The 16,460-nt window shown below is 63.5% G+C and carries 15 protein-coding genes; 9 read left to right on the top strand and 6 right to left on the bottom strand.

Going from position 1 to position 16,460, the window contains the following annotated elements:
• The first annotated feature begins 7 nt into the window (after positions 1 to 7).
• On the top strand, positions 8 to 538 hold the full coding sequence (locus ACPPVP_RS02340; RefSeq protein WP_426530930.1) for a hypothetical protein: 531 nt from the start codon (positions 8 to 10) through the stop codon (positions 536 to 538).
• A gap of 145 nt (positions 539 to 683) precedes the next feature.
• Here ACPPVP_RS02340 and ACPPVP_RS02345 read toward each other — a convergent pair whose 3' ends face one another.
• Positions 684 to 1,274, bottom strand: a complete 591-nt coding sequence (locus ACPPVP_RS02345; RefSeq protein WP_426530932.1) for a DUF4337 domain-containing protein — start codon at positions 1,272 to 1,274, stop codon at positions 684 to 686.
• Positions 1,275 to 1,399: 125 nt separating this feature from the next.
• Here ACPPVP_RS02345 and ACPPVP_RS02350 point away from each other — a divergent pair, with 125 nt between their 5' ends.
• On the top strand, positions 1,400 to 1,957 hold the full coding sequence (locus tag ACPPVP_RS02350) for a hypothetical protein (protein ID WP_426530934.1): 558 nt from the start codon (positions 1,400 to 1,402) through the stop codon (positions 1,955 to 1,957).
• Between the two features lie 6 nt (positions 1,958 to 1,963).
• Here the strand turns inward: ACPPVP_RS02350 and ACPPVP_RS02355 are convergent, their stop codons facing one another.
• Complete coding sequence (locus ACPPVP_RS02355; RefSeq protein ID WP_426538401.1) at positions 1,964 to 2,935, bottom strand: tyrosine recombinase XerC; 972 nt, start codon at positions 2,933 to 2,935, stop codon at positions 1,964 to 1,966.
• A gap of 143 nt (positions 2,936 to 3,078) precedes the next feature.
• On the opposite strand from ACPPVP_RS02355, the gene ACPPVP_RS02360 reads away from it, so the two are divergent.
• Entirely contained in the window at positions 3,079 to 5,289 is a 2,211-nt protein-coding gene (locus ACPPVP_RS02360; RefSeq protein ID WP_426530935.1) for a primosomal protein N', read from the top strand.
• A 255-nt stretch (positions 5,290 to 5,544) separates the two neighbouring features.
• On the opposite strand, the gene ACPPVP_RS02365 is transcribed toward ACPPVP_RS02360, so the two are convergent.
• Entirely contained in the window at positions 5,545 to 6,039 is a 495-nt protein-coding gene (locus ACPPVP_RS02365) for a septal ring lytic transglycosylase RlpA family protein (protein ID WP_426530936.1), read from the bottom strand.
• Between the two features lie 652 nt (positions 6,040 to 6,691).
• Here ACPPVP_RS02365 and ACPPVP_RS02370 point away from each other — a divergent pair.
• From ACPPVP_RS02370 to ACPPVP_RS02395, 6 genes are all read left to right on the top strand, one after another.
• Positions 6,692 to 7,252, top strand: a complete 561-nt coding sequence (locus ACPPVP_RS02370) for a F0F1 ATP synthase subunit delta (RefSeq protein ID WP_426530938.1) — start codon at positions 6,692 to 6,694, stop codon at positions 7,250 to 7,252.
• Entirely contained in the window at positions 7,252 to 8,781 is a 1,530-nt protein-coding gene (gene atpA, locus ACPPVP_RS02375) for a F0F1 ATP synthase subunit alpha (protein ID WP_426530940.1), read from the top strand. The genes ACPPVP_RS02370 and atpA overlap by 1 nt, the downstream gene beginning before the upstream one ends.
• Positions 8,782 to 8,876: 95 nt before the next feature.
• The gene (locus ACPPVP_RS02380; RefSeq protein ID WP_426530942.1) at positions 8,877 to 9,755 is read left to right on the top strand and encodes a F0F1 ATP synthase subunit gamma; all 879 of its coding nucleotides are present in this window, start codon (positions 8,877 to 8,879) and stop codon (positions 9,753 to 9,755) included.
• Between the two features lie 58 nt (positions 9,756 to 9,813).
• A complete protein-coding gene (atpD, locus tag ACPPVP_RS02385) occupies positions 9,814 to 11,256 on the top strand; it encodes a F0F1 ATP synthase subunit beta (protein ID WP_426530944.1) in 1,443 nt (480 codons plus the stop codon).
• 65 nt (positions 11,257 to 11,321) lie between these two features.
• Complete coding sequence (locus tag ACPPVP_RS02390; RefSeq protein WP_426530946.1) at positions 11,322 to 11,729, top strand: F0F1 ATP synthase subunit epsilon; 408 nt, start codon at positions 11,322 to 11,324, stop codon at positions 11,727 to 11,729.
• Positions 11,730 to 11,930: 201 nt separating this feature from the next.
• Complete coding sequence (locus tag ACPPVP_RS02395) at positions 11,931 to 13,583, top strand: adenylate/guanylate cyclase domain-containing protein (RefSeq protein WP_426530948.1); 1,653 nt, start codon at positions 11,931 to 11,933, stop codon at positions 13,581 to 13,583.
• Positions 13,584 to 13,999: 416 nt separating this feature from the next.
• Here the strand turns inward: ACPPVP_RS02395 and ACPPVP_RS02400 are convergent, their stop codons facing one another.
• The 3 genes from ACPPVP_RS02400 to ACPPVP_RS02410 form a co-directional block, all read right to left on the bottom strand.
• Positions 14,000 to 14,497, bottom strand: a complete 498-nt coding sequence (locus tag ACPPVP_RS02400) for an RNA pyrophosphohydrolase (RefSeq protein ID WP_426530950.1) — start codon at positions 14,495 to 14,497, stop codon at positions 14,000 to 14,002.
• A gap of 57 nt (positions 14,498 to 14,554) precedes the next feature.
• The gene (locus ACPPVP_RS02405; protein ID WP_426538403.1) at positions 14,555 to 15,061 is read right to left on the bottom strand and encodes an RNA pyrophosphohydrolase; all 507 of its coding nucleotides are present in this window, start codon (positions 15,059 to 15,061) and stop codon (positions 14,555 to 14,557) included.
• Between the two features lie 101 nt (positions 15,062 to 15,162).
• Entirely contained in the window at positions 15,163 to 16,359 is a 1,197-nt protein-coding gene (locus ACPPVP_RS02410) for a divergent polysaccharide deacetylase family protein (RefSeq protein WP_426530952.1), read from the bottom strand.
• Positions 16,360 to 16,460 lie beyond the last annotated feature (101 nt).

The raw sequence follows: 16,460 nt of genomic DNA on the forward strand, positions 1-16,460 counted from the left end.
CACTTAGATGATGCGACGCCTGTTACAGCCGTTCTGGGTCCTGCTTGCGGTCATCTTCCTGATCGAAGCCTGGCTGTGGGATCATCTTGAACCGATCGTCGAGCGCATCGTTGCGCTGATCCCGCTGCGCGCCTTCAAGCAATGGCTGTCCGAGCGCGTCGATACGCTGTCGCCGGCGATGACGCTGATTGTATTCGCGGTGCCGGTGATCCCGCTGTTTCCGCTCAAGCTGGTCGGCCTCTGGCTGCTGGCGAATGAATATTGGCTGAGCGCCTGCCTTGTCATCGTGCTCGGAAAATTCGTCGGCGTCGGCGTCACCGCATTCATCTTCGACGTGACGCGCAAGAAGCTGCTGCAGATGGCGTGGTTCAAGAAGGTCTATGAATTCATCCTGGCGATGCGCGCCAAGGCCGCCGCCCTGGTCGAGCCGATCAAGCAGCGCATCAGGGAAATGCTGCGAGGCAACGGCGACGGCTGGTCATCGCGGACGCTGCGGCTGATCCAGCGCTTTCGCAAGAGCGTGCACGAGGCGAGGTGAGGCTTCCGCTCTGTCGTCACCCGCGAAGGCGGGTGACCCAGTATTCCAGAGACGTCAATAATTGAACCGAGAAGCCGCCGCGTACTGGATGCCCCGCCTTCGCGGGGCATGACGGGGAGTGTATTTTTAACGGCTCCCCGAAGCCTCAATGCAAATGCAGCAGATGCGGCGCGTAGAGGCCAAGCGCGGTAATCGCGATGCCTGCGGCCGCCAATATGCCTGACACCCAGGCCAGCAGGATCATGCCGGTGATGATGGTGGCGGACGCCAGCACGATGCCGATCTGGAAGGCGGCCGAGGCGATTTCGTAGTGATGGTATTTCGCGGTGGCCTCGTCGCGCTCGTGCTCGGCGTGCTTGGCGCGTTTGGCGAGTTCTTCCGAACCTTCGCCGGTTTCCGGCTCTGAGCGATAGCGCGCCGCGGTCTTGTTCCAGTCGTCGATCTGCTTCTGCAGCGCCGCCTTCGAAGCATCATCGCCGACGGTGCCGAGGCTGAGCTTGGCGTGTTCGGCGGTGGCCTGCACCACGGTGCGGCGGATACTCTTGGCCTGGAAGAACGCCCACAGGTTGGAGGCCTCGACGTTCTTGCTGATGGCCTCGGTCTGCGCGCCCTTGCCGAGCGTCTCCGACAACGCCAGAAACAAGGCGATCACCGCGATCAGCAACGCGATCTTCTTGTTCGAGCCCGAAGCGTGCTCGGCATGCTCTGCGTGCTCCATGCTTTCATGTGCGCTCATACTTTCCCCTCTCCAGTAAAGTCCAAATCCACGATTGCCGAACAGCCAGTTCAAAGCAAGCGTCTGGCTGCCATTTGAACGGTTGCTTTAAGGGATTTTTTTGTCACTCCTTTTAAACTTTCAATATGACAACCGCCGATTTCGTCGCGGCATGCTTTTGGCCGCTCATCATTCTTTTCGCCGTGCTGCTGAACACCGTCCGCGATCCGGTGCTGTTGCGGTGGATCGGCGCTATCATCGGGCCTTTCATTGCGCTTTGCGTCATACTGTGGGTTGCTTATGGCCCTGGTTCGCTGGTCGGTGTCGTCGACTTTTATCTGTTCTTGTTCATTCTTGGGCTCGGGCTGATCTGGTTCGGACTGCGAGAGTGGTACTTCTTTCGGTCGATTCCGAAAACGACATTGAAGGCCTGCGCAGCCGTACCCGGCGGTGCCGCCCTTGCGGTCGTAATGGGCACGATCCTGATCCAGGACTTCTTTCAGTCACCGATCGTGCTTGAAGGCCGCGTTCAGAACGTGCGAACGCGAGGGAGGCACAACTCCGAATACGTCGCCGACATCGCTGGCCGCACAGTTAAGGTGACGACGCCCGTCTATGACCGGCTGAAATTCCTGCCAGTCGTCCGCGTGGAGGTCGGTCGCGGATCGAACTACGTGTACGCGATTGAATATCTTGCCAACTAACGCATTTCACCCGCGCGGGTGCGCGTTCTTGTACACTTCGAGCAGCCGCTCGGCATCGATGCCGGTGTAGATCTGCGTGGTGGAGAGCGAGGCGTGGCCGAGCAGTTCCTGGATCGCGCGCAAATCGCCGCCGCGGCTGAGGAGGTGGGTCGCGAAGGAATGCCGCAGTGCGTGGGGCGTGGCGCTGTCAGGTAACCCGAGCGCGCCGCGCAGCCGCTCCATGGTGAGCTGGATGATTCGCGGCGACAGCGGTCCGCCGCGCGCGCCGACGAAAATCGGTCCGGCCGGGGGCAGCGAATGCGGGCACATCGCAACGTAATCGGCAATCAGCGCCAGCACGTTTTGCAGCACCGGCACCATCCGGGTCTTGTTGCCCTTGCCGGTTACGATGAGAACGTCGCCTTCGCCCGGCTTGGGCACGTCACGCCGTTTCAGGCCCAGCGCCTCGGAGATGCGCAGGCCCGAACCATAGAGCAGCGCCATCACGGCGGCGTCGCGCGCCCAGATCCAGGGATCGCGCTCCTCGCCGGCACGCTCGTCGGCATCCGCAAAACGCTTGGCGGCGTCGATCTGGATCGGCTTCGGCAGGCTCTTTGCGACCTTCGGCGCGCGGATGGCGGACAGGGCGCCGACCCTGCCTTTGCCCTCGCGTTCAAGATAGCGCCCGAACGAGCGCAAGCCCGCCAGCGCCCGCATCAGCGAACGGCTGCCGATCTCGTCGGCGCGGCGCATCGCCATGAAGGCCCTGACGTCGGTGGCCTCCAGCGCCGCAAATCCTTTCAGCGTGACCTTCCTGGCCCAATGCTGGCTGAGGAAAGTCAGGCACTGGCGGAGGTCGCGGGCATAGGCTTCGAGCGTTTTTGGCGAGAGCCGCCGCTCGGCGCGCAGATGCGTCAGCCAGCGCGCCATCTCCAGCGCAAGACCCTCGTCGGCACAGTCGAGCTCGATCGGTTGCAGTGCCGGAACTTCCTTGGCCATGAGCCCTGCCATGTGCCCTGTCCTGGAGGCGGTTCTTGGAGGCGGTGATTCCATCCATTATATCGCACCTCTTTCGTTTACCGTTCGCTAACTTGGCGGCACGGCGCTAGCCTTGCCCCAAAACACCTCAAGCCGATTCCCCGATGGACCACGCCACAAGCGAAGCCACCTCCTCCGCCTCATCGACCCGCGTCGTCGACGTGCTGGTGCCGGTCGCGCTCAATCAGAACTATTCCTATCGGGTACCGCGCGGCATGGAGCTGAAGCCCGGCGACGTCGTCTGCGTGCCGTTGGGCGCGCGCGAGGTGGTCGCGGTGGTGTGGGCGGAGAACGCCAAACCCGATCCGCGCCTGCACAACCGCCTGAAAGACGTCGGCGAAAAGCTCGACGTACCGCCGCTGAAAGAGGAACTGCGCTCGTTCGTCGATTGGGTTGCCAACTACACCCTGTCGGCGCGCGGCATGGTGCTGCGCATGGCGTTGCGGATGGGCGAAAATCTCGGGCCCGAGCGGATGCGTCTCGGCGTGCGGCTGGTCGGCGAGCCGCCACGGCGTCTGACGCCGGCACGGCGGCGGCTGATCGACGTGCTGTCGGACGGCCTGCTTCACGGCAAGTCCGAAGCGGCGCGGGAAGCCGGCGTCAGCGGCGGCGTGGTCGACGGCCTGGTTGATGAGGGCACGCTTGCGGTCGAGGCGATGCCGCCGCCGCTGGCGCCGCCCGCGCCCGATCCATCCTTCGCGCAGCCGGACTTTTCTCCGCAGCAGCGCACGGCGGTGGACGCGATGCGCGCACTCGCGGCCAACGGCTCTTTCCATGTCGCGCTGCTCGACGGCGTCACCGGTTCGGGCAAGACCGAAGTCTATTTCGAGGCGATTGCGGAAGTCGTCCGGCGGCGAAAGCAGACGCTGATCCTGATGCCGGAAATCGCGCTGACCGGGCAATTCCTCGACCGTTTTGCCCAGCGCTTCGGCGTGCGTCCTTTGGAATGGCATTCCGAGCTGACGCCGCGCACGCGGCAGCGCAATTGGGCGGCGATATCGGCGGGCGAGGCGCCGGTCGTGGTCGGGGCGCGCTCGGCGCTGTTTCTGCCCTATGCAGATCTGGGTCTCATCATCGTCGATGAGGAGCACGACCAGGCCTACAAGCAGGATGACGGCGCGCATTACCACGCCCGCGACATGGCGGTGGTGCGCGCGCATATCGCCAAAATTCCGATCGTGCTGGCATCGGCTACGCCATCGGTCGAAACCGAGGTCAATGCGCGCAAGGGCCGCTATCAGCGCGTCGCGCTGCCGTCGCGCTTCGGCGGCCAGCACATGCCGCATATCGAGGCGATCGATCTGCGCCGCGCCCCGCCGCCGCGGGGCCGCTTCATCTCGCCGCCGCTCGCCGAACAGATTCAGTTCGCGATCGAGAAGCGGGAACAGGCGCTGTTGTTCCTCAACCGCCGCGGCTACGCGCCGCTGACGCTATGCCGGGCCTGCGGCCACCGCTTTGCCTGCACCATCTGCGACGCCTGGCTGGTGGATCACAGATTTCGCCAGCGGCTGGTCTGTCACCATTGCGGCTTCTCGATGCCGCGGCCGAACATCTGCCCGCATTGCCAGGCCGAGGAAACGCTGGTCGCGGTCGGCCCCGGCGTCGAACGCTTGCAGGAGGAGGCAGCCGCGCTGTTTCCGAATGCGCGCACCATGGTGCTGTCGAGCGATCTCATCACCTCGATCGAGACCATGCGCAGCGAGTTGAACGAAATCGCGGAGGGCCGCGTCGACATCATCGTCGGCACGCAACTGGTGGCGAAGGGACATAATTTTCCCCGGCTCAATCTGGTTGGCGTGGTCGATGCGGATCTGGGCCTCGGCAATGGCGATCCGCGCGCCGCCGAGCGGACGTTCCAGTTGCTCAACCAGGTGATCGGCCGCGCCGGGCGCGAGCAAGGCCGCGGCGTCGGCTATCTGCAGACCCTCCAGCCCGAACATCCGGTCATGAAGGCGCTGGTCGCAAGCGATCGCGAGGCGTTCTATGCCAGCGAGATCGAGGCGCGCGAACGCGCCGGCTATCCGCCGTTCGGCCGGCTCGCCAGCCTGATCATCTCCGCGGGCGACCGGCCGACCGCGGAAGGCTTTGCGCGAAGGCTTGCGGCGATCGCGCCGATCGACGAGCGCATCCAGGTGCTGGGGCCTGCCGAAGCGCCGCTTGCGGTCATCAAGGGCCGCTACCGGTTCCGGCTCTTGGTGAAGTCGCTGCGCCATGTCGATCTGTCGGAATATCTGCGCGAATGGCTGGCCGCCGGGCCGAAGACCAAGGGCAACCTCAAGCTCGAAGTCGATGTCGATCCGCAGAGCTTTTTGTAGCGAAGGCAAACTCTTTCAGCGTCATTGCGAGCCAACGGGTCGCGCGAATGCGCGCCCGATGACAGGCTCCACGAAGCAATCCAGCTTTCCGCTTGCTGAGGCATGGATTGCTTCGCTGCGCTCGCGATGACGTGGATGGAGTGGTGGGAAACAAAAAGGCCTGCCGTCATTTGCGACGGCAGGCCTTTGTTGCCGCGGAAAGTTCCGCGACCGTACTTGATCGGATGGACCGGAAAACGGCGCGGTGACGCGCGCTTAGGAGACGACCTCGGCGGTGACGTGGCCGACACCGGCGCCGGTCAGGCCGATGGCACGGGCAGCACCCGTGGACAGGTCGAGCACGCGTCCCTTGATGAAGGGCCCACGGTCATTGATCGTGACGACGACGCTCTGGCCACGATGGGTCACCCGGAGCTTGGTGCCGAACGGCAGCGAGCGGTGGGCCGCGGTCATGGCGTTCTGGTTGAAGCGCTGACCGGAGGCGGTGCGGCTGCCGGATTCATTGCCGTAGTAAGAGGCTCTTCCCGAGAAGCCGCGCCCGGAGCTCTGTGAGCCGATCGAGGCATTGGCGTCCAGCCAGCTGCCGCCGGCTGCCTGAGCCTTGGCGTGATGGGAATGGTGGCGGTGGTGCCTGGATTTGGCGGAAGCCTCGGAGATGCTGCCGCCGACCAGGAGAGTCGCGGCGATCAAGGCGAAGGCCGTACGCGACCGGGTCAGAGTTCCCGACACCACTTTATTGGTATTCAGCATTAAACTAGTCCCTCAGATAGTATTGCCACATAAGTGACAAATGGAACCCCCGTCCCAGTTCAGTGGGTGCCGTTTGATAAGGCAATAAGGCATGATTTGGGCAGTAGTTCCTAATTGTTGGCGGCTGACATATCTTGTTACCGAGATCAACTAATCAAACGATATTCCGTAATCTTGCGCATTAACGGATTTTTAACTTATTAAATACTTACTGTTACTTGCGAATACAGTCATCCTTCGATGCGAAAAGATTTAGGCAAGTAATGGGCAAATGAAGCGGGTTGGCCTCCGTCGTTCCGCGCTGCCGCCTCATGGCCGCCATGCAAATCCGAAAGGAACGGATGCGCCCAATGGGAATGTGTGATCGCTGCCCGGTGTCGTGGGCCGGAATTCGGGCGCGCTGATCTCGGTCAAAACAGCGTTCTGCCGCACCTGAAAATAGACGTGCGACAAGGCATCGCCTGAACGCGCGGTCATGTTGCACCTGCGCGCTCGCTATGTTAGCAAAGCCGCGATTTTAACGACCCCGGCACCTCGCGTGCCGGTCGAAAATCGAAGTCCCGCTTGAATTCCAAGGGCTTGGATCGCTAGGCGCCGCTACTTGTGGCGACGGTTTTTCCCTTGCGAGTTTGACAGCTGAAAAGAGCGAGTTGTGGCTGCTGAAGATCCGTCCGTTTCGGGAGTGTCCGGTCGTTATGCTACGGCCTTGTTCGAGTTGGCGCGCGACGAGAAATCCGTCGACGCAGTGAAGGCCGATCTCGATAGTTTCGAGGCCATGCTGAACGAAAGCGCCGATCTGAAGCGCCTGGTTCGCAGCCCGGTTTTCTCGGCAGATTCGCAGTCAAAGGCGCTCAATGCCGTGCTCGACAAGGCCGGAATTTCCGGCACCTCCGCCAAGTTCCTTAAAGTCCTGACCGCCAACCGCCGGCTGTTCGCAGTCGCCGACGTGATCCGCGCCTTCCGCGCGCTGGTGGCGAAGTACAAGGGCGAGGCGACCGCCGACGTCACCGTCGCCGAACAGCTCAATGAAAAGAATCTCGACGCGCTGAAGACCGCACTGAAATCGGTGACGGGCAAGGACGTCGCGCTCAACGTGAAAGTCGATCCCTCCATCATCGGTGGCCTTGTGGTCAAGCTCGGCAGCCGCATGGTGGATAGTTCGCTTCGCACCAAACTCAATTCGATCAAGCACGCGATGAAAGAGGCAGGCTGATGGACATCCGCGCCGCGGAAATTTCCGCGATCCTCAAGGACCAGATCAAGAATTTCGGCCAGGAGGCTGAGGTTACCGAAGTCGGACAGGTGCTGTCCGTCGGTGACGGTATCGCCCGCGTCTATGGTCTGGATAACGTCCAGGCCGGCGAAATGGTCGAGTTCGAGAATGGCACGCGCGGCATGGCGCTGAACCTCGAAACCGACAACGTCGGTATCGTGATCTTCGGCGCCGACCGCGAGATCAAGGAAGGCCAGACCGTCAAGCGCACCCGCGCCATCGTGGACACGCCGGTCGGCAAGGGCCTGCTCGGCCGCGTGGTCGACGCGCTCGGCAATCCCATCGACGGCAAGGGCCCGATCCAGGCCGACAAGCGTATGCGCGTCGACGTCAAGGCGCCCGGCATCATTCCGCGCAAGTCGGTGAGCGAGCCGATGGCGACCGGCCTCAAGGCGATCGATGCGCTGATCCCGGTCGGCCGCGGCCAGCGCGAGTTGATCATCGGCGACCGTCAGACCGGCAAGACCGCGATCGCGCTCGACACCATTTTGAACCAGAAGCCGCTCAACGCGCAGCCGGACGAGAACATCAAGCTGTATTGCGTCTACGTCGCGATCGGCCAGAAGCGTTCGACCGTTGCCCAGTTCGTGAGGGTGCTGGAAGAGCAGGGCGCGCTCGAATACTCGATCATCGTTGCCGCCACCGCCTCCGATCCGGCGCCGATGCAGTACATCGCGCCGTTCACCGGCTGCACCATGGGCGAGTACTTCCGCGACAACGGCATGCACGCCGTCATCATCTATGACGATTTGTCGAAGCAGGCCGTCGCCTATCGCCAGATGTCGCTGTTGCTGCGCCGTCCGCCGGGCCGTGAAGCCTATCCGGGCGACGTGTTCTATTTGCATTCGCGCCTGCTCGAGCGCGCCGCGAAGCTCAACAAGGACGAGGGATCGGGTTCGCTGACCGCGCTGCCGATCATCGAAACCCAGGCCAACGACGTGTCGGCCTACATCCCGACCAACGTGATTTCGATTACCGATGGCCAGATCTTCCTGGAAACCGACCTGTTCTTCCAGGGCATCCGCCCGGCGGTCAACGTCGGTCTGTCGGTGTCGCGCGTCGGTTCGTCGGCGCAGACCAAGGCGATGAAGAAGGTCGCCGGCAAGATCAAGGGTGAGCTGGCGCAGTACCGCGAAATGGCGGCGTTCGCGCAGTTCGGAAGCGACCTCGACGCCTCGACGCAGCGCCTGCTCAACCGCGGCTCGCGTCTGACCGAACTCCTGAAGCAGCCGCAGTTCTCGCCGCTGAAGATGGAAGAGCAGGTCTGCGTGATCTGGGCCGGCACCAACGGCTATCTCGACGCGCTTCCGCTCAACAAGGTGCGCGCCTTCGAAGACGGCCTGCTGTCGCTGTTGCGCGGCAAGAACGTCGAGATCCTCAACGGCATTCGTGACAGCCGCGATCTCTCCGACGATCTCGCCGGCAAGCTGAAGAGCGTGGTCGAAAGTCACGCCAAGGCGTTTGCTTGATGATTTGCGGTTGCGGCCCGGCATTGGCCGGGCCCGGCCAAAAGAGTGGCTTGCGGTCGGGTCTTTGAGGGCCTGATCGCCGGGGTGAACTAAGAATGGCTTCACTGAAAGACATGCGGGTCCGCATCGCCTCGACCAAGGCGACGCAGAAGATCACCAAGGCGATGCAGATGGTCGCCGCGTCAAAGCTGCGCCGTGCGCAGACCGCTGCCGAAGCGGCGCGGCCCTATGCCGAGAAAATGGACGCGGTGATCTCCAATATCGCCAGCGCCGCAGCCGGTTCGCCCGGCGCCCCGGCGCTGCTGGCCGGCACCGGCAACGATCAGGTGCATCTGCTGCTGGTCTGCACCGGCGAACGTGGCCTGTCCGGCGCCTTCAATTCCTCGATCGTGCGTCTGGCGCGCGAGCGTGCGTATTCGCTGCTCAACCAGGGCAAAGAGGTCAAGATTTTCTGCGTCGGTCGCAAGGGCTACGAGCAGCTCCGCCGAACCTTCGAGAAGAACATCGTCGAGCACCTCGACCTGCGCTCGGTTCGCCAGCTCGGCTTCGTCAATGCCGAGGATATCGCCAAGAAGGTTCTGGCGCGCTTCGAGGCCGGCGAGTTCGATGTCTGCACGCTGTTCTATTCACGCTTCAAATCCGTGATCTCGCAGATCCCGACCGCCCAGCAGATCATTCCGCTGGTGGTGGAAGCGCCGGCAGCGAATGCCGGCCCGGCCACGTCCTACGAATACGAGCCGGAGGAAGACGAGATCCTGACGCGCCTGTTGCCGCGCAATCTCGCGGTACAGATCTTCCGCGCGCTCCTGGAAAACAACGCCTCGTTCTACGGCGCGCAGATGAGCGCGATGGACAACGCCACCCGCAACGCCGGCGACATGATCCGCAAGCAGACCCTGATTTACAACCGAACCCGTCAGGCCATGATCACCAAGGAGCTGATTGAAATCATCTCCGGCGCCGAGGCGATGTAACGGCGACAGGCACGATCAAACTGACGGTTTCTAGATACGAATTCGAAGGAGAGAGTTTATGGCCACACCAGCCAACCAGACCGGACGCATCACGCAGGTCATCGGCGCCGTCGTCGACGTGCAGTTCGAGGGACATCTGCCCGCCATTCTGAACGCGATCGAGACCAAGAACGGCGGCAACCGTCTGGTGCTCGAAGTGGCGCAGCATCTCGGCGAATCCACGGTGCGCACCATCGCGATGGACACCACCGAGGGTCTGGTCCGCGGTCAGGAAGTCACCGACACCGGCAACCCGATCATGGTGCCGGTCGGCGCCGGTACGCTCGGCCGCATCATCAACGTCATCGGCGAGCCGATCGATGAAGCCGGCCCGGTGGTTTCGGAAGGCCTGCGCGCGATCCATCAGGAAGCGCCGACCTATACCGACCAGTCCACCGAAGCTGAAATTCTCGTTACCGGCATCAAGGTCGTCGACCTGCTGGCGCCTTACGCCAAGGGCGGCAAGATCGGCCTGTTCGGCGGCGCCGGCGTCGGCAAGACCGTGCTGATTCAGGAACTGATCAACAACGTCGCCAAGGCGCATGGTGGTTACTCGGTGTTCGCCGGCGTCGGCGAGCGTACCCGCGAAGGCAACGACCTCTATCACGAGTTCATCGAATCCAAGGTCAACGCCGATCCGAAGAATCCCGATCCGAGCGTGAAATCGAAATGCGCGCTGGTGTTCGGCCAGATGAACGAGCCCCCGGGCGCCCGCGCCCGCGTCGGCCTCACCGGTCTTACGGTTGCCGAGCACTTCCGCGATCAGGGCCAGGACGTGCTGTTCTTCGTCGACAACATCTTCCGCTTCACCCAGGCCGGCTCCGAAGTGTCGGCGCTGCTGGGCCGTATTCCTTCGGCCGTGGGTTATCAGCCGACGCTCGCCACCGACATGGGCGCGCTGCAGGAGCGCATCACCACCACGCACAAGGGTTCGATCACCTCGGTGCAGGCGATCTACGTGCCGGCCGACGACTTGACCGACCCGGCGCCCGCAACCTCGTTCGCACATTTGGACGCGACCACGGTGTTGAACCGCGCGATCTCGGAAAAGGGCATCTATCCGGCGGTGGACCCGCTCGACTCGACCTCGCGCATGCTCTCCCCGCTGGTCGTCGGCGAGGATCACTACAACACCGCGCGCATGGTCCAGCAGGTGCTGCAGAAGTACAAGTCGCTGCAGGACATCATCGCCATTCTCGGCATGGACGAATTGTCCGAAGAGGACAAGATCGCTGTGGCCCGCGCCCGCAAGATCGAGCGCTTCCTGTCGCAGCCGTTCCACGTCGCCGAAGTCTTCACCGGCTCGCCCGGCAAGTTCGTCGACCTCGCCGACACCATCAAGGGCTTCCGCGCGATCTGCGAAGGCAAGTACGATCACCTGCCGGAAGCCGCCTTCTATATGGTCGGCACCATCGAGGAAGCCGTCGAGAAGGGCAAGAAGCTGGCTGCCGAAGCAGCCTAAGAGGCGAATAGGGAGTAGCGATTAGCGCGCTCCCATTCTTCCCACTCGCTACTCGCAGGTTTTCAATGGCTACCTTTCATTTCGATCTCGTCTCTCCCGAAAAGCTCGCCTTCTCCGGCGAGGTCGATCAGGTTGACGTTCCCGGCTTGGAAGGCGATTTCGGCGTGCTCGCCGGACACGCGCCTGTCGTCGCCGCGATCCGCCCGGGCATCTTGACCATCATCGCCGGCGGCACCCGTCAGAAGGTGATCGTGCTCGGCGGCCTTGCCGAGATGTCGGACAACGGCCTCACCGTGCTCGCTGACGTCGCTACCTCGCTGGAAGATATCGACCGCGCGCAGTTCGCCGAGTCGATTGCCGAGATGGAAGCCAAGCTCGCCGAAAAGGAAGGCTCCGAACTCGATAGCGCGATCGAGCGGCTGGACCACTACAAGAGCATCCAGCAGGAGCTCACTTCGACGGCTATGCACTAAGCCCCGGGGTACCACTCCGGGGCATCCTGAAGGCCCCGCTAAAGCCAGCGCTCGTCACCCCGTGACGGGCGCTTAGCTTTTTGCGGCCGCATTTTCTCTCGTGACGCCGCTCCCCGGGCGCTGCTCGGAACCGCTATGGTTGCGCCGGGGAACTTCTGGCGGCATTCTGCCGCACCAGATCGTGGTTCGGGGCTGCTTTCGATGAAACGCAAGATCGCGGCGATTTTTGCGGCCGATATTGCCGGCTACTCCAGGCTGGTCGCCGAGGACGAAGAGGAGACGCTGCGCAGGCTGGCGTCCTACCGTCAGGTGACCGACGATTTCATCGCCAAGGGCGGCGGCCGCATTTTCAATACCGCTGGCGACGCCGTGCTCGCCGAATTTCCGAGCGCGGTCGAAGCTGTGCGCTGCGCGATCGATATCCAGGAGAGTCTCCGTACCCGCAACATGGCTTATCCGCCCAGCCGGCAGATGGCCTTTCGCATCGGCATCACGATCGGCGACGTGGTCGAACGCGATGGCGATCTGCTGGGCGATGGCGTCAACATCGCGGCCCGCCTGGAGGGCCTCGCCGAAGTCGGCGGCATCTGTATCTCGCGCGCGGTGCACGAGCAGGTCGCCAACAAGCTGTCGGTGCAGTTTGCTGACATCGGCGCGCAGGAGGTGAAGAACATCCCGACGCCGGTGCACGCCTACATGGTCGCGATGCGCCGCGAAGACGGTACCTATTCGACGCCGCAGGTCAAGAAGCCGGCGAAGGCGCAAGGCGCGGCGCAGCCGAACTGGATGTGGCCGGTTGCGGTCACCGTGGTCAGCCTGGCCGCGATCGGTGTCGGTGGCTTTCTTTATTTCACCCAGCTTGAAACGTCGGCGCCATCAAAGGTCGCCGCGGCAGGCAGTGCTCCGAATCCGCCGCCGGTCGCCGCGGCGGCTCCGCCGGCAGCGGCTTCACCGGCTGCTGCTTCAGCGCCGGTCCCTGCCGCAACGGCCGCAATCGTGCCGCCGCCTTCGTCGCCGATGGCCGTATCGTCGGACAAATTCGCCGCCGCCAGCATTCCCTTCATTAGTGACAAGGTGCGCGCCACGCTCGCTTCCGACTACGCGGCGGCTGCCGATTTCAAGGCATTCTCGCTCAATGTCGGCGGGTCCAACGCTTTCGTCACCGCTCAACCGAGCGAGGAGGCTGCGAAATCGGCCGCGGTGGAGCAGTGCCAGAAGCGCGCCGATGCGGTGCAGTCGCCGCGCAAATGCGAACTCTACGCGGTTGGCGACGCCGTCGTTTATGCGCCCGGCCGGCCGCCAATGCCGCCACTGCCCTGGATCAGACACGACGCCGCGACCGAACAGCCCTTCGCCGCCAGGACTGTCCCGCTCGTCCGCGACGGCGGCAAGGCGCGGCTTGAGGCGATCTATGCGCAGGCGCGAAAGAACAAGGCGCTCGCGCTGGGCCCCGGCGGCGCACTTTTCTTTCCTATTGCGCTTGATAGTGTCGAGGAAGCCGTACGGCGTGCCCTGGAGTCATGCGGCGGAATCGCCGGCGTCCCCTGCACGATCGTCGCGCTCAACGATAATTTCGTGGTTCCGATTCCGGCCTCGCTCAAGATAACCGGCTTCTTCAAGGCTGCCGGCAATACGATGATCTCAGCCGACGCGCGCGACGACGTCGCGCGCCGGCTCGCGGATGCTTCGAGTGGCTGGAATGCCGTTGCGGTCGGTACGGCGGGCCGTCCAGGGTTGGGATTGAAGGCGGCGACCGAACAGGCTGCGGTCAATGCTGCGCTTGCCGAATGCGTCAAGCGTGACAGCAATTGCCAGGTCGTTGCGATTGGCCCATTTTCGGTCGGGCCTAACTAGACCACGACGTGCTGGCGCCTGAATTCGATTGATCTGTTGTTGGGAAAGTCTCGGAAGCCGTGAAGGCAGCGGGCCTCCGGCCGATGGCCAATAGCAGGAACAGGCTCCGGTAACCCTGGTAGCGGGCAGCCGGACGGCTACGCTCGCGCCCGTGCATGAGCAGCGTGCCATTCTGCGCGAGAACCCGCCACTCCCAACTGCGGCGGCGCTTGGTTACAGTCACTTCCATCATGTGAGGCAAGACACCGAACGGCGTGAATTATTCAAGGCTGTGCCCATTAGTCTGCGCACGATGGCAAAAGGTTCGCAGACGGCGAGCCGTCGGCGGCATCGGCGTTTTCTGTGAACGGAATGCAAAGATTTGGCGAAAGGTCGCCGCCAAAAGGTAATCGCCAGCCCGGCCCGGCCGTGCAAACCTATCGGGCGAACCCCGTAAATTCACGGGCCACCATCCGGTACACCTCGCGCCGGAACGGCACCACGAGGTCGGCGACGCGATCGAGCCGTTCCCAGCGCCACGAATCGAATTCGGCCGGCTGGCCGTTACGCGGTGTCAGCGGGTCGATCTCATCGTCGCGGCCGGTGAACCGCAGCGCGAACCACTTCTGCCGTTGCCCGCGGAACTGGGCCAGGCGATGCGTGCCCGGTCCGTCGTAGGGTGGAAATTCATATTTTATCCAATCGGTCTCGCCGAGATATTCGGCGCCGACCACCCCGGTCTCCTCCCAGAGCTCGCGCATGACGGCCTCGCGCGGGTTCTCGTCGGCGTCGATGCCGCCCTGCGGCATCTGCCATTCCAGCCCGGGAAGAATGATTTCCGGTCCGTCGTCCCGGAAGCGCCGCCCAATCAGCACCTCGCCGGAGGTGTTGAACAGCGCAATCCCCACATTGGGCCGATAGGGTTTGTCGGACATGGCGTTTGAGGGGTTACCGTGTGTAGCGCGAAGACAGTGCGTTCGACATGAAAAGAACTAGCCGCCCGCGAGGCCGGAGAATTCCTTGACCACGCGCTCGTAGACCGGCCGCTTGAACGGAACGATCAGGTTCGGGAGATTCTTCATCGGCTCCCAGCGCCAGTTCACGAATTCGGCCTTGTGTCCGCCGCCGCCAGGGCTTGAGACATTGATTTCAGCGTCCTTGCCGGTAAAGCGCACCGCGAACCATTTCTGCCGTTGCCCGCGGTAGCGGCCCTTCCAGGCGCGGCCGGCCACCGTGCGTGGAATGTCGTAGATCAGCCAATCCGGGACTTCGCCCAGCTTCTCAACCGAGCGGACGCTGGTTTCCTCGTAAAGCTCGCGCTTGGCGGCCTCCCAGGTGTCTTCGCCGGGATCGACGCCCCCCTGCGGCATCTGCCAGACGTGGGTTTCATCGACATGTTCGATGCCGCCGGCGCGGCGGCCAATGAAGACCAGCCCGGCCGCATTGATCAGCATCATGCCGACACAGGTCCGGTATGGCAGGTCCTCGTAGCGCGCCATGTCCCTCACGATTCCCTTGCTTGCATCAAGCCACATCCGCCCGCAATTGGTCGATCCGACGCAGTCCGGAAAATTCCGGATCGCCGCCATCGGCTTGATCTCTAGCCTGATTTTGATTTCAGCATCGCCGTTGTCAATGGCACAAGCATGATGCCACGGCTGTCGAGTGTCTTGATCCAGGCGGCCAGCCGCTCGATTGAAATCGGCAACGCCGAGGCTATGCCCACGGCCAGCCCTCGCTCTTTGGCGAGCGTCTCCAGCTTGACCAGCGTCCGGTCGATCTCGGCCGAGGTCGGCACGGCATCGATGGTGAAATCGGCCTTGGCGAAGGGCATCGATTGGGCCGCCGTCAGGGACGGTGCGGCGCTGCGCGGCGAGGAGCCGTCATCGAGATAACCGAGACCGCGCTTGGCCGCCTCGCGGATGATCGGCTGCATCACGGCGTCGGTGGCCGTGAAACGCGCCCCCATGAAATTGGCAATCCCCGCGTAGCCCTGGAACCGGCTGAGGTGCCAGTACAGCCGATCGATGTTCTGCTCCGGCGGCAGCGTCGTGAGCAGGGTCTGCGGGCCGGGGTCATTGTCGGGATAGTCGAACGGCTCCATCGGAACCTGAAGCAGGATCTCGTGGCGCTGCGCCCGGGCCCGCTCGGCGAGCTTGGCGGGGTCCGCCCCGTAGGGGGTGAATGCCAGCGTCACGGCCGGCGGCAGCTTCATGATGGCATCGGCCGTCTTGGCGGCACCGACCCCGAGCCCGCCGACGACGATGGCGACGACGGGCATCTTGGCGGCCTTGGCGCGGTCGGCGTCGGCCGCATAGACGGTAAAGGGCTTCAGGCCGTCGGCAACCATCGGGATCATGCCGTACTTGGACTTTTCCAGCAGCCGCTGGTCGATGCCGGTCATGGCCATCGACGGCGCGGGCTCTGCGCCGCTTTTGTCGGCCGCATCGCCGCCAATCACGATGTCCTGGCGCTTGCCGCTGGAGCCGTCGATGATGGTGACGGTCTTGTTGTCGCCGGCTGGAGCCTGCGGACCAGATTTCGCAGCCGGCTCGGGGCGGCCGGAGGCCGCCGCGGGTAGCTTTTCATCCCCCGGATTGCGCAGCGCGATGCGGGCGACCGGCTCGCCGCCAAACGGGTTGTCGGCGAAAAGCGCGACGGCGAAGAACACGACCAGGAACAGGCCAAACAGCACTGCCAGCGCCTGCATCGCAGTGAAGGGCAGCCGGAACCGGCGCTTCTGGCGCTCTGTCTTCTGTCCGAGCGGCGCGCTCAGATCGTCGGTCGTTTCCGTCATGGCCCTCCCCGAATCACCGGGGCCGACGATACCACGGCGGGGCAGGGCCACGGCAGTTCCGCCGCGGTCCCTGTCTTGGCCGAATCGCGGATGGCGCGGCT

The sequence above is a fragment of the Bradyrhizobium sp. McL0615 genome (genome assembly GCF_049993905.1).
Classification (GTDB): domain Bacteria; phylum Pseudomonadota; class Alphaproteobacteria; order Rhizobiales; family Xanthobacteraceae; genus Bradyrhizobium.